Source organism: Altererythrobacter epoxidivorans, assembly GCF_001281485.1.
Taxonomy (GTDB): Bacteria; Pseudomonadota; Alphaproteobacteria; order Sphingomonadales; family Sphingomonadaceae; genus Erythrobacter; species Erythrobacter epoxidivorans.
Map to the genome: position 1 here is coordinate 600,126 of NZ_CP012669.1, position 26,171 is coordinate 626,296.

The window sequence follows — 26,171 nt, forward strand, 5'->3', positions numbered from 1 at the left end:
GTGCTCCAGTCGGTCGTCCTTTGCGAGGCGGCGCACCCGGAAGGGGGAAGGGGGCGCGCCGCCTGCTGAGGCTTACCAGAAGAAGTCGTAGATCACGTCGACCACTTCGCCGGTATAGACGTTCACCAGCATCACATCGTCGTAATAGCGGACCCAGCGATAGGGGCCGTAGACTTCGGGCAGGCGATAATCCCACGGATCGTTGATCCAGTAGCGGCTGCCGAAGAACAGGTTGTCGAGATAGAACCCGATGCTGATCCGGCTGTAGCTGTGGTAACGATAGGGCGAGTAATAGCGCCCGATCCGGTAGTGATTGCGGTTCGCCCGGCGATAATCGTACCAGTTGTACCGGTGGTTGCTGCGCCAGCTGTTGCGATCCCAACGGCGGTAGTCACCCTTGCGATAGTCACGGTCGCGGTCGTGCCTGCTGGCATCGCGATAACCCGAACGATAGGCATTGCGCTGTTCGTAGCGATCATTGCGGTTTTCGGCGCGGCGACCGTCACGATAGCCGTCACGATAGGTGCTGTTGCGATCGCGGTCGCTATAGCTGCGGTTGCGGGTCGTCGTCGCGCTGTCACGCTGGCGTTCCGTGCGGTTGCCGTCTCGGTTCCATTCGCGGCCCGAGCGATTGTCCGCCTGGCGACGGTCACTGCGGTCCGAACGGTTCCAGTCGCTGCCCGAGCGGGTCTGGGCGGTCTGCGAACGGTTGTCCGAGCGATTCCAGTCTCTGCCCGAGCGGGTCTGCGCGGTCTGCGAACGGCTGTCCGAACGGTTCCAGTCACGCGAGTTGCGAGCTTCGCGGTCCTGGGTCACCCGTACAGGGGCAGCGCGGCGTTCTACCTGGCGGTCACCACCACGATCACCGCGGCTTTCGGTCCGCTGCGAACGCTGCTCGGTACGCTGGGCGCTGCGATCCTGCCGCGCCTCGCGAAACTGCTTGCCGCGATTGTTGACGCTTCGTTCGGCGTCGTCACGCTTTTCGCGGGCGATCGCTTCTGCCGGCAGTGCGGTGAGCACCATGGCTGCTGCGAGAGCGGAAAGCGCAGATCCCTTCATTAACTTGTTCATTTTCGGCTCCATAGAATGCCGCCCCACCACCTGCGGCCGAATGTAGATGAGCCTTTCTATGGCTACGGGCATGACCGGTATCTGAACCGCTTGGTTACCCTCCCGTTCATCTTTCTCGTACCTGGAATGAACGATGCGCGATTGACTTCGCGGTGATGCGAGAGGAAGGCTGGCGCCATGTTCGACACACTCGATGCCGTCAGAGACGACTTCATCCGCCGGCTCGAAAGGGCGGCGACCGACCGCCACCTGCCGATGCATCTTGCCACATTGGCGACGAGCGATGCCGATGCGCGCGTGCTGGTCCTACGCGCTTTCGATGCGGAGGACTGGACCCTGCGCTTCCACACCGACAACCGTTCGCCCAAATGCGATGTCATTCGAGCCGATCCCCGCGTCGGCGTGCTGTTCTACGATCGCAGTGCAAAGGTGCAGATCCGGATCAAGGGCGTGGCTAGGATCGAGACCGAGGGGCCGATTGCCGATGCCGCGTGGGAAGCCGGCACCAACTTTGCGCGCCGCTGTTACCTGGGAGAAGGGCCCGGCACTCGCTCCACCCAGATGACGTCCGGCCTTCCACCGCAATTCGAGGGGATTGAGCCGACGGACGATGAACTGGTGCCCGCGCGGCCCAACTTTGCCGTCATCATCGCCGACTTGCAGGAGGTGGACTGGTTCTTCCTTTCGCACGCGGGGCACCGGCGTGCGCAGTTCACCCTTGCCGACGGGGCATTGCAGGGGCGTTGGCTTGCACCGTGAACCTGCTCAATTCGTCGCACGTGGCGCACGGATGGAACACATGGAACACAGTCCTAGCCATGAAATCCTGCGGGCTGCGCACAGGCGTTTTCGCACGCCGGGAAGCGCGGAAATTGGCGATTCTAACGATGATGGGATTTGCCGCATGACGCCGGAATAGCGTGCGCAGGCGGAGTAGGAAAAAGGGGGGAGGGCGACCGGCACGTTTCGCCAGTCGCCCGTCCGGTCAGCTTATGCGGCCTGCTTGATCTCGCGCAGGGTGATGTCGAAGGTCAGGTCCTCGCCCGCGAGCGGGTGGTTGCCGTCAGCCTTCACGCTCTCTTCGCCGACTTCGACGATGTAGAGCGTCAGCGGCTGGCCGTCGGGCGACTGTGCCTGCATCGCCATGCCCGGCTGCGGGGCCGGTTCCGGCGGCAGGTTGGCACGCGGGATGTCGATAACCAGTGCGTCCTGCCGCGGGCCGAATGCATTGTCGCTGGGAATGGCGACGCTTTCGTGGTCGCCCACGCTCATGCCGGTCAGCGCCTGTTCGACCTGCGGGAAGATTTCGCCGCCGCCGAGCCTGATGTCCTGCGCGCCGTGTTGCTCGGTGCTGCCGACCACGGTGCCGTCGCTCTTCTTGACGACGTAGTCGATGGTCACGGTGTCACCGTTGTTGGGAGTAGCCATAAATATCCTTTTGGGATTTGTGTTCGCGGCGCGGGGTTTGGATGCGCCGTCAGGGAATGCACTCGCGGATCGAGCGCCTTGCCGGCCATTGTCGCAAAGGATGGCGGGGGAAGTCAAACGCACCACGTGATCGATCAACAGTGAAGTATTGACTTGACTATTGCGTCACGCAGTTTAGTGAAGTCAAAACTTCATCAAAGGAGAGAGCAATCAGCGATTTCGAGATTACCCACGACCGGTTCACGATCGAAAAGGCGTATGACTGCCCGGTTGGCGACCTGTTTTCCGCCTTCGCGGATGCTGCCAAGAAAGAAGCCTGGTATGCGGAAAGCCCGACGCACGAGAAGCTTGAATACCGCCTCGATTTTACGCGCGGCGGCCGCGAGGTGCTTCGGGCCAAGATGCTTCCTTCCACGCCGATTGCTGGCGCCGTGCTTCAGTGGTCGTCCGAATATGCCGAAATCCAGCCGGACAACCGCATCGTGTTCTACCAGACGACGGATCTGGACGGCCGCTGCATTTCGAGCGCTGTCATCACTCTCGAATTCAGCGACAATGCAGGCGGCAGCCGTCTCGCGGTGACCCACCAGGCGGCGTTCTTCGAAGGATCGGACGGGCCGGAGATGCGCAAGATGGGATGGGAGTTCCTGCTTTCCGCGATGGAAGCTACACTGCCCGTTCAATGACGAGCGAAGCTGAACCGAAAGACATGGGGCGGGTGCTCGACGCGCTGGGCGAGCGGAGCAGGCGTTCGATCCTCGACCTGCTGGCGGCGAGCCCCTGTTCTATCTCCGACCTCGCGCAGGCGCTGGGTGTGACCAAGACAGCGATCGGCCAGCACATCGCGATCCTCGAATCCTGCCAGCTCGTCAAAACCGAGAAGAAGGGGCGGGTCCGGATGTGCCGGGTCGATCCGACAGGCCTCGACGACCTGGAGCAATGGATCGATCACCACCGCGGGCATTGGCAATCGAGCCTCGCACGGCTGGACGATTTCCTGGGGTGATGCTGAATTGGGATTAGGAAATGCGCTTAACGCCAGTTAATATCTGAGGACGCGCAAATATCCTCCCCGCGTTTTTCCTTGATCTCATCACATATAAATTCCGCGCCCGCTTCGAAGTCGCGCTCAAGGTATTGGGGGTCTCCAAGTCTGAATGTCTCTGGATACATCGAAGTCATCATCTCGTTGTTGATCACCCGACCTTCATTTTTCGCTGCCTGGGCCTCGGTCGCCACATCACTGCATCCGAACAGTGAAGTGGCGAGAGTAAGGCAAAGAAGGCAACGGCGCTCCGGCATCTTCACCTCGTAAGCTTCTTATACGCCAACCTAGTCGGCCTGTCCGCAGCGTCGCCCAGGCGGCGGCGCTTGTCTTCCTCATAAGCTTCGAAGTTGCCTTCGAACCATTCGACATGGCTGTCGCCTTCGAAGGCGAGGATGTGCGTTGCAAGACGGTCGAGGAAGAAGCGGTCGTGGCTGATGACCACGGCGCAACCGGCAAAGTTTTCGATCGCGTCTTCCAGTGCGCCGAGCGTTTCGACGTCGAGGTCGTTGGTCGGTTCGTCGAGCAGGAGGACGTTGCCACCCTCCTTCAGCATCTTGGCCATGTGGACGCGGTTGCGTTCACCGCCCGACAGCTTGCCGACGTTCTTCTGCTGGTCGGCACCCTTGAAGTTGAACGCACCGACATAGGCGCGCGTGCTCATGTCCTGTCCGTTGACCTTCATGTAATCGAGGCCGTCGGAGATTTCCTCCCACACGTTCTTCTTGGGATCGAGGTGGTCGCGGCTCTGGTCGACATAGCCGAGGTGGACGGTCGAACCGATTTCCACCGTGCCGCTGTCGGGCGTTTCCTTGCCGGTCAGGATCTTGAACAGCGTCGATTTACCCGCACCGTTGGGGCCGATTACGCCGACGATGCCGCCCGGGGGCAGCATGAAGGACAGGTTTTCGAACAGCAGCTTGTCGCCATAGGCCTTGGAGATGTTCTTGGCCTCGATCACCTTGCCGCCGAGGCGCTCGGGCACCTGGATGACGATCTGCGCCTTGCCGACCTGGCGGTTTTCCTGTGCGTTCTGCAGTTCCTCGAACTTGCGGATACGCGCCTTCGACTTGGTCTGGCGCGCGGCAGGGGTCTGCCGGATCCATTCCAGTTCGCGGTTGAGCGCCTTCTGCTTGCCGCTTTCCTCGCGGTTTTCCTGCTCCAGGCGCTTCGCCTTCTTCTCGAGATAGGTCGAGTAGTTGCCTTCGTATGGATAGTACGAACCGCGGTCGAGTTCGAGAATCCAGCCCACCACGTTGTCGAGGAAGTAGCGGTCGTGGGTGATCATCAGCACGGCGCCGGCATATTCGGCGAGGTGGTTTTCGAGCCACTGGACGGATTCTGCGTCGAGGTGGTTGGTCGGTTCGTCGAGCAGCAGGATCGAAGGCTTCTGGATCAGCAGGCGGGTAAGGGCCACGCGGCGCTTTTCACCACCCGACAGGTCGGTGACCGGCCAGTCGCCCGGGGGACAACGCAGCGCTTCCATCGCGATTTCGAGCTGATTGTCGAGCGTCCAGCCGTCGACGGCGTCGATCTTGTCCTGCAGTTCGGCCATCTCGGTGCTGAGCGCATCGAAGTCGGCGTCTTCTTCGCCCATTTCCATGCCGATCGCATTGAAGCGTTCGACCATGTCGGCGATTTCGCGCGCGCCGTCCTTGACGTTTTCGAGCACGGTTTTGCTCTCGTCGAGTTCGGGCTCCTGTTCCAGATAGCCGACGGTGATGTTCTCGCCCGCCCAGGCTTCGCCGGTGAAGTCCTTGTCGATGCCGGCCATGATCTTGATCAGGGTCGACTTACCCGCGCCGTTGGGACCGACGATGCCGATCTTGGCACCCTGGTAGAACTGCAGGTTGATATTGCTCAACACCGGTTTCTGGGCACCGGGGAAAGTCTTCGTCATGTTCTTCATGACATAGGCGTATTGCGCGGCCATCGGGCGGGTCCTTCGAAGGAATCTTGTCAGTGATTGGAGGTTCGCTGGCGCAGATAGGGCCTGCGGGGGGCAAGGGCAAGCGCAAGGGCATTTGGAGGCGCGGTCGCAGCGCAATCGCGAAAGACTGCGCGCGCGATGAATAGCCTCAACGACCTCTTAACCTTGTGACGCTATTCACAGGCAACGTTTGGGAAGGGTTGAATGGCTCCACAAATCATAGGCTTGACCACGCCGCTCATGGCGATGGTGTTTGTCTTCACCTTCCTCTTGCTGTGGTGGCGAGGGGGGATGGGCCGTTATGTCCTGGCTTTCGCCGCAAGCTATTTCTTCTTCGCGCTGGGCTTCAGCGCAACCCACCTGATGGCGGAAGAATCGCCGTTCACATTCCACGTGACCCAGGCCTTCTATACGCTCGGCACCGTGTGCGTGCTGTGGGGCGCGGCCGAGCGGATCCACCAGCGCCTGTTTTTCGGCCCGATCATGCTGACCTATGCGGTCGCCGCTGCGGTCCTCGCGGTCGCGGTCGTCGTGTCCGACGACATTGCGCCCCGGCTCTACATCGTAAACACAGGTTACGGCGTGATGTTCGCAGGCGGAGCCTTGACGCTGATGCATTCGCGCAGACGCGAACTGTTCGACGTGCTGGTGATCTGGCTGTTCGTCGCGTCATCGATCAACTTCTTCGTCCGCCCAGTGCTGACGTTGCTGGTCGAAGGTTCGATCGCGACCGGGGACTATCGCGAGTCCATCTATTACTCGGTGCTCAACGTGGCGCTGGCGATCATGTCGCTGGTGACCGCGATCACCCTGATCGGTGCCTGCGTGTCCGACCTCGTCAGCTCTATGCGCGAGACTTCGGCAAGGGATTTGCTGACGGGGCTGCGCAATCGCCGCGCCTTTGAAAACGATCTCGCCACGATGCTCGACAAGGCCAAGGTCGCCGATGTGCCGGTGAGCTTGGTCGTCGCGGATATCGACCACTTCAAGCAGGTGAACGACCTGTGGGGCCATCTTGCCGGTGACCAGGCGATCGCGGGCTTCGGCAAGCTGATCGATGGCACCGTGCGCAGCTGCGACATCACCGGTCGCATCGGCGGCGAGGAGTTCTGCATCCTCGTGTGGAACTGCGACGAGACCGAGGCGACACGCCTCGCCGACCGTATTCGTGTCGCCTTTGCGCAGACGAAGCACGAAAGCATCAGCAGCAATATCCACCTGACGGCCAGTTTCGGTGTCACCCAGTGGACCGGCAAGGAAAGTTACCGCCGCCTGTTCGGACGTGCGGACGCACTGCTCTACCGCGCGAAGGACGGCGGACGGAACCGGGTGGAAGCGACCAACATGCCGGCAGACCACGAGCCGCCAGCTCCGGCCATTGCGCCTGTCGAGCTGCAAGAGCGCCGCGCCAAGGCGGGCTAATCTTGCGGGAAAGTCCGCGCCATCTGGCGGGGCAGCAGCACCATTTGCAGCACTGCGCGCAGGGCGAGGTACAGCGTAAAGCTGAGCCACAGCCCGTGATTGCCCAGCGGCCATGTCAGCCACAGCGATAGGCAGTAGGCGACCGTCGCCCCGACCATCGTTAGCAACAATGCCCGGGTCCAGCTGGCCCCGACATAGACCCCGTCGAAGATGAAGCTGGCCACACCGGCAAAGGGGATCAGTACCAGCCATACCTTCATCGCGGCCGCTTCTGCCGCGACGGCATCGGTGGCTGCAAAACTCGCGACGATCGGTTCGGCAAACAGCAGGAACATCAGCGAGACGATCGCTGCCGCGCCGATCCCGCGCAGCAATATCGCCCGCACGTATCCCGAAAACCCGTCCCGGTCGCGGGCGCCCAACCTCTCTCCATTCAGCACTTGTGCCGCATTCTCGAACCCGTCGAGCAGCAATGCGGAGAAGATGAAGCATTGGTAGATGATGCCGTTGGCGGCCAGCACCACCGGTCCGCGCTCCGCACCCAGTCTTGTCAGCGCCGCCAGAGAGATCGTCAGGATCATGGTCCGCAGGAACAGGTCGCGGTTCATGCTGAGGAACGGCTTCAGCCCCTTCCAGTCGAACGGAAGTTTCGAAAGGCATTTCAGCAGGTGAGCGATCACCGGCCCGCGAAAAACGAACGCCGCGACGGCGATGAGCTTTGCATATTCGGCGATGAAACTGGACCAGCCGATGCCCGCGATGCCCCAATTCAGCTTGAGCACGAAGAACAGGCCGAGGCCGACGTTGAGCAGGTTGTAGGCGACCTCGAACACGAGAATTGCCGTCATCTGGCGTCGACCGACAAGGAAGCCGATCAGCGCGAGATTGAACATGACGCCGGGCGCCGCCCAGTAACGGATCTCGGTATAGATCGCCGCCGCATCGCGAACGCGGGCCTCTGCACCCAGCGCATCGAGGGCGAAGGGCAGCAGGAACGGCTTGGCCAGCAGCAGGATGGCCGCGATAATCGCGCCGACATAAAGCCCGCGTACCAGCACCATGACCTGCGGTTCCGCACCGGCACGCGCGCCCTCCTGCGCGACGAGGCCGGTCGTGCCGGTCTTCAGGAAATTCATGCCGGTGAAAAGGACGGCGAACAGCCTCGCTCCGACATCGACCGCGCCCTGTGTTGGCGCATCTCCAAGCCGACCCACGATCCACATGTCGCCCACGCCTATCAGCGCCGTGGCGACATTCGTGATCATGGCGGGCAGGGCAATGGCCCAGATCGCATGCTTATCGAGTTGATGGATTTTCGCGGTCGCCGTGCTCATCGGTGGCTCCTTCCGCGATTGTGAAACTGGTCGGGGAGACAAGATTCGAACTTGCGACCCCCTGTACCCAAAACAGGTGCGCTACCAGGCTGCGCCACTCCCCGACCGATGTTTCACAATGCTGTCCACCGATGGTGGGCCCGGCAGGACTCGAACCCGCGACCTAGCCGTTATGAGCGGCCAGCTCTAACCAACTGAGCTACAGGCCCTCCCGCCGGTTTTCAGCAATGCGGCGTGCGCCCTACAATGGGCGCGGGCAGGTGACAAGCACGCTTGTGCATTCATGTCATACAATCGTGGATTGCATGATCTCCGCAATGCTCGTCGGCTTGACGCCGTAACGCTCGCAATAGGCGTAAACCTGGCGGAACCAGTCGTAGAGCTCGTTGAGGTCGTCCTCGGTGCGCACATAGGGGGTGTGACCGACCGCCAGCGACGGACTGTGGAACGACAGCACGATGATCGGCAGGCCATCGTCGATTGCCATGTCCAGGCCTCGCAGCGCCTCTTCCGCCGTTACCCCTTCCGGGGTCAGCGGTATTTTCTCAAGCAGGCCCAGGCGCGAAAAGGCGCTGCCGACCATCGGCATCTTCGCCAGCAATGGTGCCAGCACCGGCCCCTGTCGGCGCAGCATGCCCCAGAATACCGAGGTTACCGGGAGTTCGAGCAGGCGGTGTTCCGTATCGACCCAATAGGGTTCGAGCGGGTGCCTCGAATAATCGGGACCATGCCCTGCGCGATAGTCAAAATTGGAGCGGACCGAGGTATCGATCGCAATGCCAGCATCCATCAGCATTTGTGCTGAATTCGGGCCCAGTCCGTAACGCCCGGCGCGGTAAGTCAAAGGCGCGACCCCGGTCTTTGCCTCTATCTCGTCGCGCAGGCGCAAGAACTTCGCCCGCTCGAGATCGTGCGGCAGATTGCCGGCATAGGAATTGAAGGCGTTGACCTCCTCCTCGTGCGGAGGATTGACCCACGGGTGCAGCTGCACGCCGACTTCTGCGAGGCCACGCTTGACCGATTCCCCGATCACTTCGACCGCGCGTTCGTTCATCACGATCGGCCAGTCGACCAGGTAGAGCGGCACCACGCCGAGCCCTTCGCAAAACGCCTGGAACTGGCGGATCTGGGCGACGTGCGACAGGCCGTGATCGTCCTTGGTAAAGGCACCACCCCATTCGAATTCTTCTTCGGTATCGACGGTCAGCAGGACGCGCTGGCCGAAGTCCGGCCTGAACCGGGCTTTCGCATCGCCGCGCGGCGGCTCCAGCATGGAAATCGCTGAAATAGGACTGCCCCTCTCATGAGGGCCAGCATCAGTTTTCGGCGGCGTCCGCCTCGCTTCGCTGGCCGAGGTCAGGGCTAGGCAGTGGCTCGCTGACGGTCAAGAGTGGGAGCGTCAGTATGATCCGATCCTCGTCATGCACCAGATTGCCGCCCAGGGCGCGGGCCTCCGCCCGTGCCAGCCGGAAGCTGAAACCGGCGCCGAAAAGCCCGGCGCTGATGCCGCTCTTGGTCGATTTGACCTGCGCTGCGAAAACGTCTTCTTCGGACACGATCTGGGCAGGAAGCTCGCAGGCGAGCGACAGGCGAGAGCCTTCACGCGAAAGCTCCAGCCGCAAGGCCTCGCCTGCGCCGGCAGCCCCGGCGAGCGTGGCGAGGATACGCCACGCCAGCGCCTCTGCATCGTCCTGGTCGATCGCGATCCTCATTTCGCCCTGCACGGCGGTTTCGAGATCGAGGCTTGCCATGCGCGGCGACAGGACATGCTGCAATTGCTCGGTCATGGCGGCGAGCAGGCCTTTGAAATCCGTTTCGCCGGGTTCGGGGACGAGGGCGCCCGTTTCCAGCTTGGCCAGGCGTTCCAGCTCGTCGAAACCTGCAAGAATGCGCGCTGCGTCGCCCGCGATGGACGCCGCAAGGGCGCGATATTCGTTGGGCGCAGGACCGAACAGCTGTTGCTGAATCACTTCGGCGAAGCCCTGCAGCGCGTTCACAGGCGTGCGCAATTCGTGCAGCAGCTGGCGAATGCGATCGGCCTCGTGCGCGGCTGTCAGATCGGCTGCGGGCGGCGCCGGACGGCGGAAGCGACCGACATATCCGTGGAACCGACCGCCCGAACGGGCAAAGCGCGGGTGCGCATCGACGATCCACTCGCCGTGGATCTGCGGCGCTCCGTCGAGCTGGATCGGTGTCCCTTCAATCGGTTGCTGGCGCGAAAAGGCGCGCGCAATCGGTCCGGCCGAATTGAGTTCGCCAACGCGGCGCGGCGGCATCAGCCTTTTGCCGATCACCATCGGCGCGACATGTGCGTCGGCCCATTCGATGCGCCCTGCAGTGTCGGCGACGAAACCGAAGCCGGTAATCGCGCGCTCTCCGGGAAGCGGAGCCTCACCCAGAGGGAGGCGCGGGGACGTGTCGACAGCGGGCGGCGCGACATCGCGGTCGCGCTTGAACTGCGCGATGCGTTCGACCAGCGCGGCGATCTCGCTCTTTTCCTGCGCATTGCGCGTGGTCTGGACCGGAGCGGGCGGTGCTTCGGGTTCAGCCTCTTCGGCTGGCTGCTCTATCTCTTCCAGTGCTTCCTGGTCGAGCTCTAGCGTTTCGACATCAGCGTCGCTTGCGATGGCAACATCGCCGCCGTCATCGACAGGCGCACTCGTCATCGCTTCGACCAGCGGTTGCGGCAGGCCGCGATCGCGAATGCCGAGCGTTTCGAGAATGCGTTCTGCCCGCGGCGGCAAGTCCTTGCGCAATCGCAGGAAGCCGCGTGCCCTTACCGGCAATCGCGGGATCAGCGCTTCCCAGTCGTCTTCTTCGAGGTCCGCGCGGGACAGGGCAGCGGCCGCGACGTCGGGCTCGTCTTCGGCAAGGTGAGCGGCAAGTTCCGGGCTGCGGAAACGCCAGCCGCGTTCGCTGACCATGCGTGCCCGCTCGGCAGAGGGAATCTGTTCGCCCAGCGCGCCCAGTCTCAGCCAGGCGGCAGCAACCAGGCTTTCGTCGCGCCCGTACTTGCGGTTGCCGAGCAGATCGAGGAGCTGCCGGAACTGCGTACGCGCCGCATGCTCGCCGGCAGCGCGGTGGCGCAGCACAGTAGCAAGGCGGTCGTCAAAGAACATCGCGTCTCCAGCATTCGTCGATGGCGCAGAAGCGCCCATTGGACAATCTGGAGCAGTAGCAATTTACACAAGATGTAGGAGATGCGGTTTTGCCTTGCGTTGCAAAGCGGGACAATTGCTGGCAAGAACAATAAAATTAGCTTTCCATGCTATATGGAGCATGTTTCATTGCAGGGTCCCGAAATTGCCGGGAATTGTTAGGGCGCGTTTATGGCCAATCTTGACGAAATCGACCGCAAGCTGCTTGCCGAACTTCAGGCAGAAGGCCGCGTAACCAATGTCGAACTGGCCCAGCGGGTCGGCTTGACGGCCCCGCCATGCCTTCGCCGCGTACGCGGACTCGAGGAAGATGGCGTAATCCGCGGTTATCACGCCGATCTCGACCCGTCGAAACTGGGCTTTGCGATTACTGTCTTCGCCATGGTCAGCCTCAAGAGCCAGGCCGAAAGCGCGCTTCGCGAATTCGAAGACGCCATGCGCGAACTGCCCGAAGTGCGCGAAGTGCACATGCTCAACGGTGAAATCGACTTCATCCTCAAGGTCGTGAGCCAGGACCTGCAGAGCTTCCAGGAATTCCTGACCAGCAAGCTGACACCAGCGCCCAATGTCGAAAGCGTGAAGACATCGCTGACGATCCGCACGGCCAAGCACGAACCGGGTGTTCCGCTCGGCTGATGCATACAGGCAATGACCCCGTTTGCGGGGTGGAGTGGCGCAACGGTTTTACCGGCCTGGTCCTGCTTGTGATCGTTCCGGTCGCGATCTGGCTATTGCTCGCGGGCTTCGATGAAGGCTTCGTACCTGCCGAGCGTGAAGCCTATGCCCGCAACAGCAAGCTCCTGATGAAATTGGCCAGCGCGAGGTGGAACGGCATCAGCCTTCCGCTGCTTGGGCTGTTCGCCGCCCTTGCATGGGAAATCCGGCGAAGTGTTCAGCGTTTTCGTGATCCCTTCGCGATCCGGGCAGGCGAAACTTCGGTCGCGTTCCACCGCCAGATCAACCGCGACCCCTTGGCATGGGGCGATATCGACAAGGTGCGGATCCACCAGAGCGGCCTGAAGTCGGAAATCTCCATCTGGCCGAAAGCGGCGCCTCCGGTGCAAATCAAGAATGTCGACCAAGAAATGGCTGCCGCTTTCGCAGAGGCGGCACGATCGCGCGGCGTCACGGTTGGCTGACATGTTCGCGACGGCGGGCTTTCTCGTTTCGTCAGCCATCATCGTGGGCTCGCAGTTCGCCTTCGCGCGCCACCTCGACCGCACATTGCCCAAGCGAAAGAGATTGCCGCTCTGGCTTCGGGGTGGTCCGCTCATGGAGAAGCGTCGCTGGGCGCTGATCGCGTGGCCTTGCCTAAATGCCTTCCTCGCGGTCCTGCTGCTCATCACAACTTTGACGCAGGATTTCGCCCCGGGACCTCGAACCGATGTTGAGATGATCGTGGCTGGCACCCTTGCTCTGCTGCTTTTCGCGCTGCTCAATCTGGCGAACATCTGGCGACTGAAGCGCTGGTTTCGCAAGGGCGAACCGAAAATCGACTAGCCGCGACGTTGGCGGCGCTTTCAGCGCGGTTTGCGATACATCGGCACCAGCGGCGGCACGGGTGAAACCTCGATCAGGCCGACCTGCTCGAAACCATAGCGGCTGTAGAATGGGACGAGGCCCGGGCTCGATGCCTCGAGATAGGCGGGAATGCCCGCATCGTCGGCCACGTCCAGTCGATGCTCCAGCAATTGCCCGCCAAGTCCCTTGCCCTGAAAGGCCGGATCGGTGCCCAGCGTCCAGAGATACCAGTGGTCTTCCTGCGGGTGATAGCGCGCCATTTCGGCCTGCAAGGCATTGCCCAGCGCTTCTTCCTCAGGATCGCCGCCGGGCATGTCGAGCGCCGCGATATCGGCCGGATCGGTCTGTATGCCGGGAGGAAGCCATATGGCTGCGGCGCTGAAATCGGCCAGCGCATCGACGCCGCCATGGCCAAAGCCATTCCTGCCGATCGCCATGACCCAGCGCGGCCACCAATAGAGGTACTGGTCGGGCTGCGACCACCAGAAGCGGGCGACGGGATCGCGCGCGAACGCGAGGGTCATGATGTCGAGGACCCGGGCCGCTTGCGTATCGTCGATAGCAATGATCCCGGGATCGCTCATACTCAACTATCCCGTTCTGCCAGCCACTCTTCGAGCCATTTGATCGAATAGTCGCCCGACAGCACATCGTCCTGGTGCAGCAATTCCTGGTGCAGCGGGATGTTGGTCTTCACCCCTTCGACCACCATTTCTTCCAGCGCGCGGCGCAGGCGCATGATGCAGCCTTCGCGGGTGCGGCCATAAACGATCAGCTTGGCAATCATGCTGTCGTAATAGGGCGGGATCGAATAGCCGGCATAGAGCCCTGAATCGACACGGACATGCATGCCGCCAGCCGCGTGGTAATAGGTGACCTTGCCCGGCGAAGGCGCAAAGGTGAACGGATCTTCCGCATTGATGCGGCATTCGATCGCGTGCCCCTTGAACTCGAGCTCTTCCTGCGTGACCGACAGCGGCTTGCCAGCCGCAATACGGATCTGCTCGCGCACCAGGTCGAGACCCGTAATGGCTTCGGTCACCGGGTGTTCGACCTGCAGGCGGGTGTTCATTTCGATGAAATAGAACTCGCCGTTTTCCCACAGGAATTCGATCGTCCCCGCACCGCGATAACCCATATCGCGCATCGCCTTGGCGCAGACTTCGCCCATGCGCATGCGTTCTTCGTCGCTGATGACGGGCGAGGGCGCTTCTTCCAGGACCTTCTGGTGACGGCGCTGCAGCGAACAGTCGCGTTCGCCGAGGTGGATTGCATTGCCATTGCCGTCGCCGAAAACCTGGAATTCGATGTGGCGCGGGTTGCCGAGATATTTCTCGATATAGACGGTAGCATCACCGAATGCGGCCTTCGCCTCGCTCCCCGCCTGCTTCATCAGCGTTTCGAGCTTGTCCTCGCTGTCGCAGACTTTCATGCCGCGACCGCCGCCGCCGCTGGCAGCCTTGATGATCACGGGATAGCCGATTTCGGCAGCGATCTTCTTCGCTTCGCCGATGTCCGATACAGCGCCGTCCGATCCGGGAACCAGCGGCAGGCCGAGTGCACCGGCGGTGCGCTTCGCCTCGACCTTGTCGCCCATCGTGCGGATATGTTCGGGCTTCGGCCCGATCCACGCAATGTCGTGCGCTTCGACGATTTCCGCGAACTTGGCGTTTTCCGAAAGGAAGCCATAGCCCGGGTGGATCGCGTCGCAATGCGCGCATTCGGCTGCGGAAATGATGTTGGCGATATTGAGATAGCTGTCGGTGGCCGAAGGCGGGCCGATGCAGACCGCGTGGTCTGCCAGTCGCACATGCATTGCATCGGCATCGGCGGTCGAGTGCACCGCGACGGTTTCGATACCCATCTCGTGCGCGGCGCGATGGATGCGCAGCGCGATTTCGCCGCGATTGGCGATCAATATGCGGGTAATTGCCATTCGCAGATTATCCGATGACGACGAGCGGCTGGTCGAATTCGACCGGCTGGGCGTTGTCGATCAGGATTGCCTTGATCGTGCCTGCCTTGTCGGAAACGATCGGGTTCATCACCTTCATCGCTTCGACGATCAGCAGCGTGTCGCCCTGTTTCACGGTGTCGCCGACCTTCACGAAATTGTCGGCACCGGGTTCGGGCGCGAGATAGGCCGTGCCTACCATCGGCGATTTCAGTGCATCTGCATGATCGGCGCTCGCCGCTTCTTCAGGCGCCGGAGCCGCAGCAGCGGCGGCCGGTGCAGCGGCGGCTACCGGTGCGGGTGCGAAGTTCGCAGCGGCAGCGACCATGCCGCCCCCGCGCGAAACCTTGATCTTGCGATCGCCGTCTTCGACCTCGATTTCGGTAAGCCCGGTTTCACCGAGCAGTTCAGCCAGTTCACGAACCAGCTTCGTATCAACATTCATGCCGGACCCCTTCTTTGCGTTCGGGCGTCCAGTTGCCTTGTGTTCGGCCATATTTGCCCCGTCGACTGTTGGTTGCCGACGCGACTATCTCCGCGAATTGTGGCTGGCAAGGGGCAGGGGGTCAGATTTCGCCGTTGGCGACCGCTTCAAGAGCGAGAACATAGCCCCTTGCACCCTGTCCGGTGATCGATTTTGCCGCCGCCATGCCGATGTAGGACGTGTGGCGGAAACTCTCGCGCGTCATCGGATCGGACAGGTGCACCTCGACCACGGGAGTGCGGATCGACTTGGCCGCATCGAGCAGCGCGATCGAGGTGTGGGTATAGGCGGCAGGATTGATGATGATGGCTCGCGCGCCTTCTGCCTGGGCCTCGTGCATCCAGTCGACCAGCATGCCTTCGTGATTGGTCTGGCGCATTTCGATCTCGAGGCCGAGTTCTTGTGCCCGGTCTTCCAGCATGCCGGCAATGTCGTCGAGCGTATCCGATCCGTAGATTTCCGGCTCGCGCGTGCCGAGCAGGTTGAGATTGGGCCCGTTGAGGACATAGACGAGATTGGACGCGTTGCTCATGCGCGCTGGTTAGCGCGCCGCTGTCCTATTTGTCGACGCCTTTGACCTTTCCCCACTGGCGCGCCGCCGTGTAGCCGAGATAGCCGGTGCCAAAGAGGGCATAGAGCGCCTCTGGCAGGGCGCCGAGATAGGCAGTCATGCCTTCTCCGATGGCGCGCGCCGATATCGGGTCGAAGGCGGCGATCACTCCCATCGGCACGCTGAGCAGGATGAGCGCGTACATCACGTAGAGGAAACTGGGACGGGCGCGGCTGGTCCAGGGGTCATCCGATTGCGCCTCTGCAACGATCGCCTGAAGCCGCGCCTCGATCAGCTGCATTTCCTGCGTCCCCTCCAGCTTGAGAAGTTCGAGCTTGGCTTTGGCGCGGGCTTCCTTGTCGGGGATAATCTTGTCGATGATCGAGGCGATCGGGCCGATCAGGCTGTCTAGAACGGACATGGCGGGGCGCTCCTTTGCTGCGAATCGCAAAGGAACTAACCAAATCGGTTCAAGTAGGAAAATCGCGCCCTATTCGCCTGCTTCTGCGAGCAGTTTCTGTGCCAGCTTGAGATGCGGAATATCGACCATCGCGCCGTTGAGGCCGACCGTCCCTGCGCCTGGATTGTCGGCGAAAGCCTGCACGATGGCGCGTGCATGGGCGATCTCTTCGGCGCTGGGCGTAAAGGCGGTGTTGATCGGATCGACCTGTGCCGGATGGATCGCGAGCATGCCGCGAAATCCCTGGCCGCGAACCATGTCGGCGCGGGCGGACAGTTTATCGAGGTCGCGAAATTCCGGCATGACCGTTTCGATCGGCACGACCCCCGCCGTGACTGCGCCCAGAAGACAGAAATTGCGCGCCATCTCGTACATCGGCATGTAGCTGCCATCTTCGCGGTGCTGGACCCGGGCGCCGAGGGCGGAACTGAGGTCTTCCGCGCCCCAGCTCATGGCGACGAGGCGCGGTGCGCCTTCGTAATCGCCGCAATGGAACATCGCCTTCGCAGTCTCTGTCACAAGCGCGGCGACCTTGGTCGATCCTTCTGCAATCCCGGAGGCAGCCTCTGCCTTCGTCAACAAGGTATCGAGCGCCTCGACATCGGCGCGGCCCTCTGCCTTGGGCAGCATGATGCCGCCGGGCCTCGCGGCCATGATCGCGTCGAGGTCGTTTTCGATTTCGCCCGATGACAGCGGATTGACCCGCACCCACAGGCGCTGGCGATCGTCACGGCTCTCGAGGAACTGGCGCACAAGCTCGCGCGCCGCGGGCTTCCCTTCCGGCATGACCGAATCTTCGAGGTCGAGCAGGACGATGTCGGCGGCGCCATCTGCCGCCTTCGTCATTTTCTTCTCGCTGTCGCCGGGGGCGAACAGCCAACTGCGCATTCGGGGAAGGGGCCGGGGAAGGGTGGCGTCTGATTGCATCGGTCATTCCTCTCCTGCGCGGCGTTACGGCGCATGAGGGGGAGGTGCAAGACGGTGTCGTATGGGGATTTTCCACTGGTCGGGACGACTGGATTCGAACCAGCGACCCCTACACCCCCAGTATAGTGCGCTACCAGACTGCGCCACGTCCCGGATCCAGTGGAGGGCGGCCCTATAGGCTGCGCGTTCGGCACTGGCAAGCGTCGAACGCGCAGCGTGGCTTCCCGGTCACGCTTTTCCTCTGTGCGATTGTGGTCGCCTTGCAATGCTGCTAGTCGCGCCCACTTAGCGCTCTAGGGGAGGATCCGGCGCTGCGTCTGCAGCCACCGGAAGCACCCTTCGCAATGTAAAACACAAGTTCTGACAGGCTTTCATGATGCTCGAAATTCTTGCTGCAACGGCTGGCGCCGAAGCGCCCCCCGCATGGGTCCAGTGGGCCCCAATCGTCGGCATGGTGCTGATCTTCTGGTTCCTCATCATCCGTCCGCAGATGAAGCGGCAGAAAGAGCACCAGGAACGGGTTTCTGGCCTCAAGAAGGGCGATCAGGTCGTTACTGCCGGCGGTCTCGTCGGACGCGTGGCAAAGGTTGACGACAACTATGTCGAGCTCGACCTGGCGCAGGGCGTCCGCGTGAAGGCGGTCAAGAACACCATCGGGGACATCATTCCCCCGGGTGGCAACGCGGCAAACGACTGAATCAAGAACGGATAGGGTCCGCTACCAATGCTCGAATTTCCGACCTGGCGTAAGATCTGGCTGTGGGGGCTGACGCTGGTCGCGTGCCTTGCCGCGCTGCCTTCGCTGTTTTCGACCGCCGGTGTCGGCTGGCCCGACTCGCTCCCCGATCCCGAGATCAACCTCGGTCTCGACCTTGCCGGCGGCAGCCATATCCTGCTCGAGGCGCGTGCTGACCAGGTCGCTGCGCAGCGTCTGGAAAACATGGAAGAATCGGTCCGTTCGTTGATGCGCGATGCGGAACCGCGGATTCGCATTGGCGATGTCGCGACGACGGGCGGCCAGATGAGCTTCATGCTCGACAATCCCGCCGATCTCGATCGTGCACGCGAACTCCTGCTGCCGATCGTCAATGGCAATGGCCTGACCCGCGAATGGGACCTGCAGGTTGTCGACGGTCAGCGTATGGTGCTGTCGCCCACCGACGATGGCATCGAGCAGGCAGTTTCTGACGCGATGGACAGCGCGACCGAAGTGGTCCGCAAGCGTATCGACGCCCTTGGAACGCGCGAGCCGACCATCATCCGACAGGGCGATACACGTATCGTGGTGCAGGTTCCGGGCCTTCAGGATCCCGATCAGCTCAAGGAACTGCTCGGCCAGACGGCAAAGCTCGAATTCAAGCTGGTCGATGCCAGCGCCCTCCCGACGGATGTGGCGGCGGGCATCGCCCCTCCGGGAAGCCAGATCTATAACTATTCGGAAACCTCGGATTTTGCCGGGCAAACGGTTGCCGTTCGCCGCCTTGGCGGTATCCGCGGCGACAGCCTGACCAATGCGCAAGCGGGTGTCGATCAGCAGACCAACGAGCCGGTCGTGAACATCCAGTTCGACCAGCAGGGCGGTGCCAAGTTCGCCAAGCTTTCGACCGAGAACGTCGGCAAGTCCTTCGCCATCATCCTCGACGGCGAAGTTATTTCATCGCCGTATTTCCGCGAACCGATCCTGGGTGGTTCGGCGCAGATTTCGGGCGGCTTCACCCCTGAAAGCGCAAACAACCTCGCCATTTCGCTCCGTTCGGGCGCGCTGCCTGTCGACCTGACCGTGATCGAGGAACGCACCGTCGGTCCCGATCTCGGTGCCGACTCGATCCGCAAGGGCCTGCTGGCGATGATGATCGGTTCCGTCGCGGTCGTCGTGCTGATGATCGGCAGCTATGGTCGCTTCGGCGTCTATGCGACGATCGCGCTGGTATTTAACGTGCTGATGATCCTCGGCATCATGGCGGGCCTTAACACCACGCTTACGCTGCCGGGTATCGCCGGTTTCGTCCTGACCATCGGTGCGGCGGTGGACGCCAACGTGCTGATCAACGAACGCATCAGGGAAGAACGAAAACGCGGACGGCGCGTCGTGACCGCGATCGAGACTGGCTACAAGGAAGCCAGCCGCGCGATTTACGATGCCAACGTCACCAACTTCATCGCCGGCGTGTTGCTGTTCCTGTTCGGTTCGGGCCCGGTACGCGGCTTTGCCGTCGTGCTCGTGATCGGACTGTTCACCAGCGTTTTCACCGCCGTGACGCTCACCCGTATGTGGGTGGCCGGATGGCTGCGCAAGGCGCGGCCCAGCGACCTAAGTCTGTAAGGGGACCGGAACATGAAACTGCTCAAGCTCGTCCCCGACGATACCAACATCAAGTTCCTGAAATGGCGCGTTCCCTTCTTCGTCGTCAGCCTGCTGCTGATTGCGGCCAGCTGGGCGCTCGTCCTGACCAAAGGCATCAATTACGGCGTCGATTTTGCCGGCGGCCAGGAAGTCCGCGTGACCTTCGAACAGCGTGCAGAGGCTCCCATTGCGGAACTGCGCGAGAAGATCGGCTCGCTCGGCTATGGCGATCCTGTCATCCAGCGTTTCGGCGCGGAAAACCAGGTCTCGATCCGCGTTCGTCTGCCTGAAGAGGCGGAAAGCGTGCCGGGCGCCGCGACGGAAATCGGCAACAAGGTGATTGCCAAGATCCAGTCCGAATACCCGAACGTCCGGCGCGACGGTAACGACACCGTGTCGGGCAAGGTGGCTGGCGAATTCCGCAACGATGCAGTCCTCGCACTGATCGCTGCCATGATCGCCGTCGCAATCTACATCTGGATCCGCTTCGAATGGCAGTTCGGCGTCGGCGGACTGTTCGCGCTGTTCCACGACGTTTCGCTGACGTTGGGGATGTTCGCGCTGTTCCAGATGGAATTCAGCCTCCAGATCATCGCCGCAATCCTCGCGATCATCGGCTATTCGCTGAACGACACGATCGTCGTCTATGACCGTATCCGCGAGAACCTGAAGAAGTATCGCAAGATGCCGGTTCCGGAATTGCTCGACCTGTCGGTGAACGAGACCCTGGCGCGTACCGTGATGACCTCGCTGACGCTGCTCGTTGCGCTCGTTCCGCTGCTGCTGTTCGGACCGGCCAGCCTGTTCGGTCTGACCGCGGCGATCACGCTCGGTATCTTCGTCGGTACCTACAGCTCGATCTACATGGCAGCGCCGCTGCTGGTGTGGCTGGGCGTGACGTCCGACAGCTTCGTGCCGGATGAAACCGTTGCCGATCGCCAGGAGCGGGTGGCTCGCGGCGAAGGCTGACTGCGCTAGCCGACGAGCCGCTCGTAATGGGCGGCAAGTTCGGCTGCGTTGTTCTTCCAACTGAGGTGCTCGACGCTGGCGGCCACCGCCTGTGGAGCTGGCTTGTCGGCTAGCAAGCGCCTCGCTGCTGCAACGATAACGTCGATGTCGCGCTTTACCAACAGGCCGGCTGTCTCGTCCTTGATCAGCTCGCTCGCGCCGCCGACATCGGTGGTGATCACAGGCGTACCGCAGGCAAGCGATTCCACCCATGCATTGGCAAGTCCTTCGCTTCGCGTCGGCAGGATCATGATATCGGCCGCGGACAGGATCAGCGGCAGAAGGTCGTGATCGACCACGCCTGCGAAATGTACCCGCTCTGTCACATTGAGGTCCCTTGCGAGCGCTTTCAGGTGATCTTCGTCCTCACCCTTTCCGACCAATATCAGGCGGGCATCGGGGATTGCCGTCAGCGTCCCGATCACGAGGTCCTGCCCCTTGCGTTCGATCAATGCGCCGACGCTCGCGAAGAGCGGCGCATTTTCCGGCATGTCGAAGCCGAGTTCGCGGGCCAGTCGCTGTCTTAGCCCTGCATGGTCCAGAGGTCGAAACTTGTCGCGGTCGAGGCCGGTGTAATGGACCGCGATCTTGCTCGCGGGCATTCCCAGTTCGATCATCTGGCGCTTGAGGTCTTCCGACACCGCCAGCAACCCCGTCGCGCGCTCCGCTGCGGCGAGCATCTGCTCACGAGCGAAATCCTTGCCGCCCCAAAAGGTAATGTCCGATCCGCGTGCCTTGATCGACAGCGGGATACCCATCTCTTCGGCGATCCATGCAGCGGCAGGGCCATCGGGGAAGAAGAATTGCGCATCGATCAGGTGGATCGGTTCGCGCGCATGGATTTCGCGGATCAGGGGTAGCGTTGCGCGGACTATGGCGCGCGCGTTCAACCGATTTCCGAAGCGCGGTATCAGGCTGAAGCGCGGCCGGTGGACTGTCAGGCCGCGTTCTTCAGCCACCGGCGGTATCTTTGCGAGCTTGCGATAGCGCCCCAGTGCAATCGGCGGGACGCCGAGCGGGTTGACCACGGTCACCCGCCAATCCCCTCTTGCGGCGAGGGCCGCTAACGACTGCACGACAAAGGGGCCGAAGCGGGGATTTGCCGCGTTCGGGAACAGCGTCGAAAGCGACAGGACATGCTTCAAAGCCGGCGCACCAGCATTTCCGCAATCGCAATCCATGGCGGTCCTTCGACGACCTGCTGTTTCTGGCCGCTGCCCGGTGGCAGGATGCCGACAAAATCGCCCTGCCGGTCGATCAGCCTGCCGAAATAGAAACGACCGCCCGGACGGGGGACGAGGACGTCGCGGTTGATCGCTCGCGGTGCTTCTTCCGGGGGGACCTGGCGTAGCCAGATCATGTCCCCGGGGCGAAATTCGCCAACGCTGTCTTCGACGACCAACACGGTCAGTGCGCCTTCCCCGCCAAGGTCGGTAGGCGAGAGCGCTTCCCTCGGTTTGGCCAGAGCTTCTGGCCCGCTCCTCTTGAGCGCGGCAACGACCATCGGATGTTCGCCGCCTTCCGACCGGACCAGCGTTTCGGGATCGACGCCAAGAGCAGCGGCAATCCGCTCCATCCACTTGAGTGACAGATTGCGCATCCCTGTCTCGAGCCTGCCGATCGTTTGCGCGGTCGTCGGCGGGACGCAGGCTTCGGCGAGTTCGGCGAGGGTCATTCCCTTGCCCTTGCGAATGTCGCGGATGCGGTTGATCACCTCAAGGCTCCCTTTAACCGGAATGGTGATTTTTCTTTCCTACAGCATATGGGCGATTGCAAGGCACGGGTCCGATTGATGCACAGGAGGACACTTGCATGCAGCGCCAGCTTGTCGAACGCGAACTGACCGAAGAAGGCCCGCGCAGCGGGGGCAATGCCAAGGGGAAGCGGCGCACCGTCACGGTGAACCTCTCGGAATCTCCACTCGGCTGGCTCCATTCGCGAGGGCATCTGGATGATCGCCTGTTCCAGGCAGGAGAACGACTGCGAGCGGACTATGAGAGGGCGAATCTTGGGCCGAGCGTGACCATGCGCTGGGACCCGGTCAGGGCCCGGACGACCGGCGATGCAGAGCTGTCGGCGATGGAGCGGCAAGTCGCGGCAAAGGCCCGCTTCGATGGCGCGCTCGCGGAGGCGGGCCGGGGGCTGCAGGACGTGCTCTGGCGCGTCGTCTGCTCCTGCGAGGCTTTGCCCGATGCGGAAAGATCGCTCGGCTGGCCGGCGCGGTCGGGGAAGCTGGTGCTGAAGCTGGCGCTCGACCGGGTGGCCGATTTCTATCGTATCAACTGAGCGATCCGGCCTCGAAGCTCCGGCAACACCTCGGCCTCAAACCATGGATTGTCGCGCATGAAAATGGTCGAGCGCCATGACGGGTGAGGCAAGGGGAACTTCGGCAGGAAAGTGTGCCAGTTCGCGACCCTGTCGGCCAGGCTGAGGTGTTTCGTTTCGGGCAGGTAGTATGCCTGGGCATAGGTGCCTACGAGCAATGTCAGCCGTGCCTCCGGTAGCGCCTGCAGTACGCGCTCGTGCCATTGCGGTGCGCATTCCTTGCGCGGCGGTTTGTCGCCGCCCGAAGCCTTGCCCGGATAACAAAAGCCCATCGGTACGATTGCGACCATCGCTGGATCATGAAGCTGGTCGCGGGTCAGACCGGTCCAGTCGCAGAGCCTGTCGCCGCTCCTGTCGTCCCACGGCGTGCCACTGGCGTGGACCTTCGATCCGGGTGCCTGACCGATGATCAGAATTCGCGCGGTCGATGAAATCTGCACCACCGGACGGCAGCCATGCGGCAGGTGCGCCTCGCAGGTTCGGCACGCCGATACCTCGCGCCGTAAGGTTTCGATCCCGGGTTCGCTCAACCCTCGACCCGCTCGGCGATCTCGAGCCAGCGTTCCTCTGCCGCATCCTTTTCGGCCCGCGCGTTTTCGATGCCCTTGCTGATCGTCGCGAATTTCTGCGGATCGCTGGTGTAAAGATCAGGGTCGGACAGGATAGCTTCGCCCTTCGCGATGGCGGCTTCCAGTTCCTCGATGCGGGTCGGTAGCAGTTCGAAATCGCGCTGGTCCTTGTAAGACAGCTTGTCAGATTTCGGCGGCGGGGGTGCGGAAGGTTTCTCGGCCTTCGCGGCAGCAGGTTTTGCCTTGGCCTGATGCTGCGGCGCGCGCCGCTTGGCCTCCCAGTCCTCGTAACCACCGGCGACCACATCGACGCGGCCCGAACCGTCGAGGCCAAGCGTGATCGTTACCGTGCGGTCGAGGAAGTCGCGGTCGTGGCTGACGATCAGGACGGTACCTTCGAAATCCGCAATTACTTCCTGCAGCAGGTCGAGCGTTTCGAGATCAAGGTCGTTGGTCGGCTCGTCCAGCACCAGCAAATTGGCCGTGCGGGCAAATTCTCGCGCCAGTAGCAGGCGCGAGCGTTCGCCGCCCGACATGGTGCCAACCTTGGTGTCGACGATCTTCGGGTCGAACAGGAATTCCTTGAGATAGCCCTGCACGTGCTTTCGAATGCCGCGCACATCGACCCAGTCGCCGCCTTCGGCCAGGATCTGGCGCACGGTGCGATCTGGCTCCAGCAAGCTGCGTTGCTGGTCGATCATCACGCCCGAAAGCTTCTTCGAAATCTCGACCTTGCCGGTGTCTGGCTGCATCTCTCCGGTCAGCAGCTTCAGCAGCGTGGTCTTGCCCGCGCCGTTCGCACCCACGATGCCGATCCGGTCACCGCGCTGGATGCGGAGCGAGAAGTCCTTGATCACGGCGCGATCGCCGAAGCTCTTGAAAACTTTCTCGGCGACGATCACCGATTTCGATTTGAATTCCTCGTCACTGGCAAGCTTGAGCTTGGCAGTGCCCGTGGTGCTGATCATGGCGGCGCGGGCTGCGCGCATCTGCCACAGTTTTTCCAGCCTGCCCTGGTTGCGCTTGCGCCGGGCGGTGACGCCGCGTTCGAGCCAGTGCGCTTCGATCTTCAACTTGGCATCGAGTTTTTCGGCAGCGCGTGCCTCTTCGGCATAGACCTGTTCTTCCCACGCTTCGTAACCACCGAAACCGACTTCCTTGCGGCGCAAGGTGCCACGGTCGAGCCACAGCGTCGCCTTGGTCAGGCGTTTCAGGAATGTGCGGTCGTGGCTGATCACGACGAATGCGCCGCGATAGCGAGAAAGCCAGTCTTCGAGCCAGTCGATCGCACCGAGGTCGAGGTGGTTGGTCGGCTCGTCCAGCAACAATAGGTCCGGGTCCTGCGCCAGCGCCCGCGCGATTGCCGCTCGCCGCCGTTCGCCGCCGCTTGCGGTATTCGCCGGGCGATCCATGTCGATACCGAGCTGTCCCGCAATCGATTCCACCTCGTGGCGTTCAGGCGGGTGAGTTCCGCCGAGGGCGAAATCCATCAAAGTGTTGAAACCGCTGAAATCGGGTTCCTGCTCGAGAAATACGATGCGCGTACCGGGCTTGATCTTGCGGATGCCGCGATCCGCCTCGATCCGGTCGTCGATCAGGCGCATCAGCGTGGTCTTGCCGGCGCCGTTGCGACCGATGAGAGCCAGCCGGTCGCGCGGTCCGATATGGAGGTCGATATCCTCGTAATCGGGGCCGCCGAATAGCCAGCGGCCACCTTGCTGAAGGCCGAGACCTTCCCAGGACAGGATCGGGGGTTGTGCCATGGCGCGGCAGGTAGGCGTTCGCTGCGTCCGGAACAAGACGGTTCATTCAGCCGTAATGGTCAAGAGAGCACCCTTGTCGGTGCAGAGGAGACGAACCCCATGATGCATAAAGCTTTTCCTGTTCTGGCAATCGCTGCGATTGCCGCACCGCTCAGTGCTGCAGAGGTGCAGATCCAGGCGCAGAACCCGGTGGTCGAACTGACCGTCAACGAAGTCGTTCGTTCAGCGCCCGACGTCGCCCAGATTGGTGCAGGGGTCACGACCCGTGCACCGACGGCACAGGCGGCGGTGCGGATGAATGCCGATGCGATGGACCGTCTGATCGCTCGGCTGAAGGATCTCGGCATTGCGCGCAAGGATATCCAGACCAGCAATTTCAATCTCAACCCGCAGTACAATTACAACCGCGAAACGGGCGAGCAGACCTTCAGCGGCTATAATGTCAACAACCAGGTGAACGTGAAACTGCGCGACCTAAAGCGTTCCGGTGAAGTGCTCGACGCGCTTGTCGCTGCAGGTGCCAACAACATCTACGGTCCGAACTTCATGCTGGAAGACGACATGAAGGCAAAGGACGTGGCGCGCGGCAACGCCTTCAAACGCGGTCGCCAGATGGCAGAGCAATATGCGCGCATGGCAGGCTACGGAAACGTGAAACTGCTGGAGGTTTCGGAGAGCTTCCAGTCGTATGGACCCGTTCCGGTAATGGAACGCGCGATCACGGTCAGCGGATCTTCGGCAGATGCGGCCACCCCCATCGAACCGGGCGAAGTAGGCACCGGCGTGCAGATCACCGTGAAATACGAGATGCAGTAATTCCTGCGGGCATTTCTGAATGCGGGGCAACACCTGCATTCAGAACTTGTTCAATGCTGGTC

General features: G+C 62.1%; 29 protein-coding genes and 3 tRNA genes. 12 read left to right on the forward strand and 20 right to left on the reverse strand.

The features are described from left to right. Positions 1-72 precede the first annotated feature (72 nt). The gene (locus tag AMC99_RS13830) at positions 73-1,071 is read right to left on the reverse strand and encodes an RcnB family protein (protein ID WP_232301490.1); all 999 of its coding nucleotides are present in this window, start codon (positions 1,069-1,071) and stop codon (positions 73-75) included. 177 nt (positions 1,072-1,248) lie between these two features. Here AMC99_RS13830 and AMC99_RS03060 point away from each other — a divergent pair, with 177 nt between their 5' ends. Next, entirely contained in the window at positions 1,249-1,830 is a 582-nt protein-coding gene (locus AMC99_RS03060; RefSeq protein WP_061922625.1) for a pyridoxamine 5'-phosphate oxidase family protein, read from the forward strand. Positions 1,831-2,061: 231 nt separating this feature from the next. Here the strand turns inward: AMC99_RS03060 and AMC99_RS03065 are convergent, their stop codons facing one another. Then, complete coding sequence (locus tag AMC99_RS03065) at positions 2,062-2,499, reverse strand: FKBP-type peptidyl-prolyl cis-trans isomerase (protein ID WP_061922629.1); 438 nt, start codon at positions 2,497-2,499, stop codon at positions 2,062-2,064. Positions 2,500-2,777: 278 nt separating this feature from the next. On the opposite strand from AMC99_RS03065, the gene AMC99_RS13835 reads away from it, so the two are divergent. Together AMC99_RS13835 and AMC99_RS03075 are read left to right on the forward strand one after the other, a co-directional pair. Further along, the gene (locus AMC99_RS13835; protein ID WP_232301534.1) at positions 2,778-3,185 is read left to right on the forward strand and encodes an SRPBCC domain-containing protein; all 408 of its coding nucleotides are present in this window, start codon (positions 2,778-2,780) and stop codon (positions 3,183-3,185) included. Further along, positions 3,182-3,505, forward strand: a complete 324-nt coding sequence (locus AMC99_RS03075; protein ID WP_061922635.1) for an ArsR/SmtB family transcription factor — start codon at positions 3,182-3,184, stop codon at positions 3,503-3,505. Before AMC99_RS13835 ends, AMC99_RS03075 begins: the two co-directional genes overlap by 4 nt. 26 nt (positions 3,506-3,531) lie before the next feature. Here the strand turns inward: AMC99_RS03075 and AMC99_RS03080 are convergent, their stop codons facing one another. Continuing rightward, complete coding sequence (locus AMC99_RS03080; RefSeq protein WP_157058239.1) at positions 3,532-3,738, reverse strand: hypothetical protein; 207 nt, start codon at positions 3,736-3,738, stop codon at positions 3,532-3,534. Between the two features lie 65 nt (positions 3,739-3,803). Then, positions 3,804-5,477 carry an energy-dependent translational throttle protein EttA gene (gene ettA, locus AMC99_RS03085; RefSeq protein ID WP_061922640.1) on the reverse strand — a complete coding sequence of 558 codons (1,674 nt, stop codon included), beginning with the start codon at positions 5,475-5,477 and terminating at the stop codon, positions 3,804-3,806. A gap of 201 nt (positions 5,478-5,678) precedes the next feature. Here ettA and AMC99_RS03090 point away from each other — a divergent pair, with 201 nt between their 5' ends. After that, a complete protein-coding gene (locus tag AMC99_RS03090) occupies positions 5,679-6,896 on the forward strand; it encodes a GGDEF domain-containing protein (RefSeq protein ID WP_083440065.1) in 1,218 nt (405 codons plus the stop codon). On the opposite strand, the gene AMC99_RS03095 is transcribed toward AMC99_RS03090, so the two are convergent. From AMC99_RS03095 to AMC99_RS03115, 5 genes are all read right to left on the reverse strand, one after another. Further along, positions 6,893-8,230 (reverse strand): MATE family efflux transporter, encoded by a 1,338-nt coding sequence (locus tag AMC99_RS03095; protein ID WP_061922646.1) that lies wholly within the window; start codon positions 8,228-8,230, stop codon positions 6,893-6,895. The genes AMC99_RS03090 and AMC99_RS03095 overlap by 4 nt on opposite strands. Before the next feature lie 27 nt (positions 8,231-8,257). Beyond that, positions 8,258-8,334 (reverse strand) — tRNA-Pro (locus AMC99_RS03100). A 28-nt stretch (positions 8,335-8,362) separates the two neighbouring features. Then, positions 8,363-8,439, reverse strand: a tRNA-Ile gene (locus AMC99_RS03105). A 77-nt stretch (positions 8,440-8,516) separates the two neighbouring features. Further along, complete coding sequence (locus AMC99_RS03110) at positions 8,517-9,503, reverse strand: polysaccharide deacetylase family protein (protein WP_198143563.1); 987 nt, start codon at positions 9,501-9,503, stop codon at positions 8,517-8,519. A 43-nt stretch (positions 9,504-9,546) separates the two neighbouring features. Beyond that, positions 9,547-11,349: a histidine kinase dimerization/phospho-acceptor domain-containing protein gene (locus AMC99_RS03115; protein ID WP_061922652.1), complete on the reverse strand. Its 1,803-nt coding sequence runs from the start codon at positions 11,347-11,349 to the stop codon at positions 9,547-9,549. Between the two features lie 210 nt (positions 11,350-11,559). On the opposite strand from AMC99_RS03115, the gene AMC99_RS03120 reads away from it, so the two are divergent. From AMC99_RS03120 to AMC99_RS03130, 3 genes are read left to right on the forward strand one after another with little or no spacing between them, the layout of a single operon-like run. Beyond that, positions 11,560-12,024, forward strand: a complete 465-nt coding sequence (locus AMC99_RS03120; protein WP_061922655.1) for an Lrp/AsnC family transcriptional regulator — start codon at positions 11,560-11,562, stop codon at positions 12,022-12,024. After that, on the forward strand, positions 12,024-12,527 hold the full coding sequence (locus AMC99_RS03125) for a hypothetical protein (RefSeq protein WP_157058240.1): 504 nt from the start codon (positions 12,024-12,026) through the stop codon (positions 12,525-12,527). Before AMC99_RS03120 ends, AMC99_RS03125 begins: the two co-directional genes overlap by 1 nt. Continuing rightward, entirely contained in the window at positions 12,520-12,888 is a 369-nt protein-coding gene (locus tag AMC99_RS03130) for a hypothetical protein (RefSeq protein ID WP_157058241.1), read from the forward strand. Before AMC99_RS03125 ends, AMC99_RS03130 begins: the two co-directional genes overlap by 8 nt. A 20-nt stretch (positions 12,889-12,908) precedes the next feature. On the opposite strand, the gene AMC99_RS03135 is transcribed toward AMC99_RS03130, so the two are convergent. From AMC99_RS03135 to AMC99_RS03165, 7 genes are all read right to left on the reverse strand, one after another. Beyond that, entirely contained in the window at positions 12,909-13,493 is a 585-nt protein-coding gene (locus AMC99_RS03135) for a GNAT family N-acetyltransferase (protein ID WP_061922663.1), read from the reverse strand. A 2-nt stretch (positions 13,494-13,495) separates the two neighbouring features. Then, a complete protein-coding gene (gene accC / locus AMC99_RS03140) occupies positions 13,496-14,845 on the reverse strand; it encodes an acetyl-CoA carboxylase biotin carboxylase subunit (protein ID WP_061922665.1) in 1,350 nt (449 codons plus the stop codon). Positions 14,846-14,852: 7 nt separating this feature from the next. Beyond that, positions 14,853-15,308 (reverse strand): acetyl-CoA carboxylase biotin carboxyl carrier protein, encoded by a 456-nt coding sequence (accB, locus tag AMC99_RS03145; protein WP_061927639.1) that lies wholly within the window; start codon positions 15,306-15,308, stop codon positions 14,853-14,855. Positions 15,309-15,429: 121 nt separating this feature from the next. Continuing rightward, a complete protein-coding gene (gene aroQ, locus AMC99_RS03150; RefSeq protein WP_061922667.1) occupies positions 15,430-15,879 on the reverse strand; it encodes a type II 3-dehydroquinate dehydratase in 450 nt (149 codons plus the stop codon). A 25-nt stretch (positions 15,880-15,904) separates the two neighbouring features. Further along, positions 15,905-16,318 carry a holin family protein gene (locus AMC99_RS03155; protein ID WP_061922670.1) on the reverse strand — a complete coding sequence of 138 codons (414 nt, stop codon included), beginning with the start codon at positions 16,316-16,318 and terminating at the stop codon, positions 15,905-15,907. A 69-nt stretch (positions 16,319-16,387) separates the two neighbouring features. Further along, positions 16,388-17,245 (reverse strand): HpcH/HpaI aldolase/citrate lyase family protein, encoded by an 858-nt coding sequence (locus tag AMC99_RS03160; RefSeq protein WP_083440066.1) that lies wholly within the window; start codon positions 17,243-17,245, stop codon positions 16,388-16,390. A gap of 115 nt (positions 17,246-17,360) precedes the next feature. Next, a tRNA-Pro gene (locus AMC99_RS03165) sits at positions 17,361-17,437 on the reverse strand. Positions 17,438-17,660: 223 nt separating this feature from the next. Here AMC99_RS03165 and yajC point away from each other — a divergent pair. The 3 genes from yajC to secF are packed head-to-tail and all read left to right on the forward strand — an operon-like array spanning position 17,661 to position 20,597. Next, positions 17,661-17,981, forward strand: coding sequence for a preprotein translocase subunit YajC (gene yajC / locus AMC99_RS03170; protein WP_061927645.1), 321 nt, complete (start codon positions 17,661-17,663; stop codon positions 17,979-17,981). 27 nt (positions 17,982-18,008) lie between these two features. Beyond that, a complete protein-coding gene (gene secD, locus AMC99_RS03175) occupies positions 18,009-19,607 on the forward strand; it encodes a protein translocase subunit SecD (RefSeq protein ID WP_061922674.1) in 1,599 nt (532 codons plus the stop codon). Positions 19,608-19,619: 12 nt separating this feature from the next. Next, entirely contained in the window at positions 19,620-20,597 is a 978-nt protein-coding gene (gene secF, locus AMC99_RS03180) for a protein translocase subunit SecF (protein WP_061922677.1), read from the forward strand. 5 nt (positions 20,598-20,602) lie between these two features. Here secF and AMC99_RS03185 read toward each other — a convergent pair whose 3' ends face one another. Together AMC99_RS03185 and AMC99_RS03190 are read right to left on the reverse strand one after the other, a co-directional pair. Further along, the gene (locus AMC99_RS03185; protein WP_232301491.1) at positions 20,603-21,670 is read right to left on the reverse strand and encodes a glycosyltransferase; all 1,068 of its coding nucleotides are present in this window, start codon (positions 21,668-21,670) and stop codon (positions 20,603-20,605) included. A gap of 107 nt (positions 21,671-21,777) precedes the next feature. Further along, positions 21,778-22,350, reverse strand: coding sequence for a helix-turn-helix domain-containing protein (locus AMC99_RS03190; RefSeq protein ID WP_061922686.1), 573 nt, complete (start codon positions 22,348-22,350; stop codon positions 21,778-21,780). Between the two features lie 98 nt (positions 22,351-22,448). Here AMC99_RS03190 and AMC99_RS03195 point away from each other — a divergent pair, with 98 nt between their 5' ends. Then, the gene (locus tag AMC99_RS03195; RefSeq protein ID WP_061927647.1) at positions 22,449-22,922 is read left to right on the forward strand and encodes a DUF6456 domain-containing protein; all 474 of its coding nucleotides are present in this window, start codon (positions 22,449-22,451) and stop codon (positions 22,920-22,922) included. Here AMC99_RS03195 and AMC99_RS03200 read toward each other — a convergent pair. Together AMC99_RS03200 and AMC99_RS03205 are read right to left on the reverse strand one after the other, a co-directional pair. Beyond that, on the reverse strand, positions 22,907-23,491 hold the full coding sequence (locus AMC99_RS03200; protein WP_232301492.1) for a uracil-DNA glycosylase family protein: 585 nt from the start codon (positions 23,489-23,491) through the stop codon (positions 22,907-22,909). The genes AMC99_RS03195 and AMC99_RS03200 overlap by 16 nt on opposite strands. Next, the gene (locus AMC99_RS03205; protein ID WP_061922689.1) at positions 23,488-25,293 is read right to left on the reverse strand and encodes an ABC-F family ATP-binding cassette domain-containing protein; all 1,806 of its coding nucleotides are present in this window, start codon (positions 25,291-25,293) and stop codon (positions 23,488-23,490) included. The genes AMC99_RS03200 and AMC99_RS03205 overlap by 4 nt, the downstream gene beginning before the upstream one ends. 99 nt (positions 25,294-25,392) lie before the next feature. On the opposite strand from AMC99_RS03205, the gene AMC99_RS03210 reads away from it, so the two are divergent. Continuing rightward, positions 25,393-26,109, forward strand: a complete 717-nt coding sequence (locus AMC99_RS03210; protein WP_061922692.1) for an SIMPL domain-containing protein — start codon at positions 25,393-25,395, stop codon at positions 26,107-26,109. Positions 26,110-26,171: the final 62 nt, after the last annotated feature.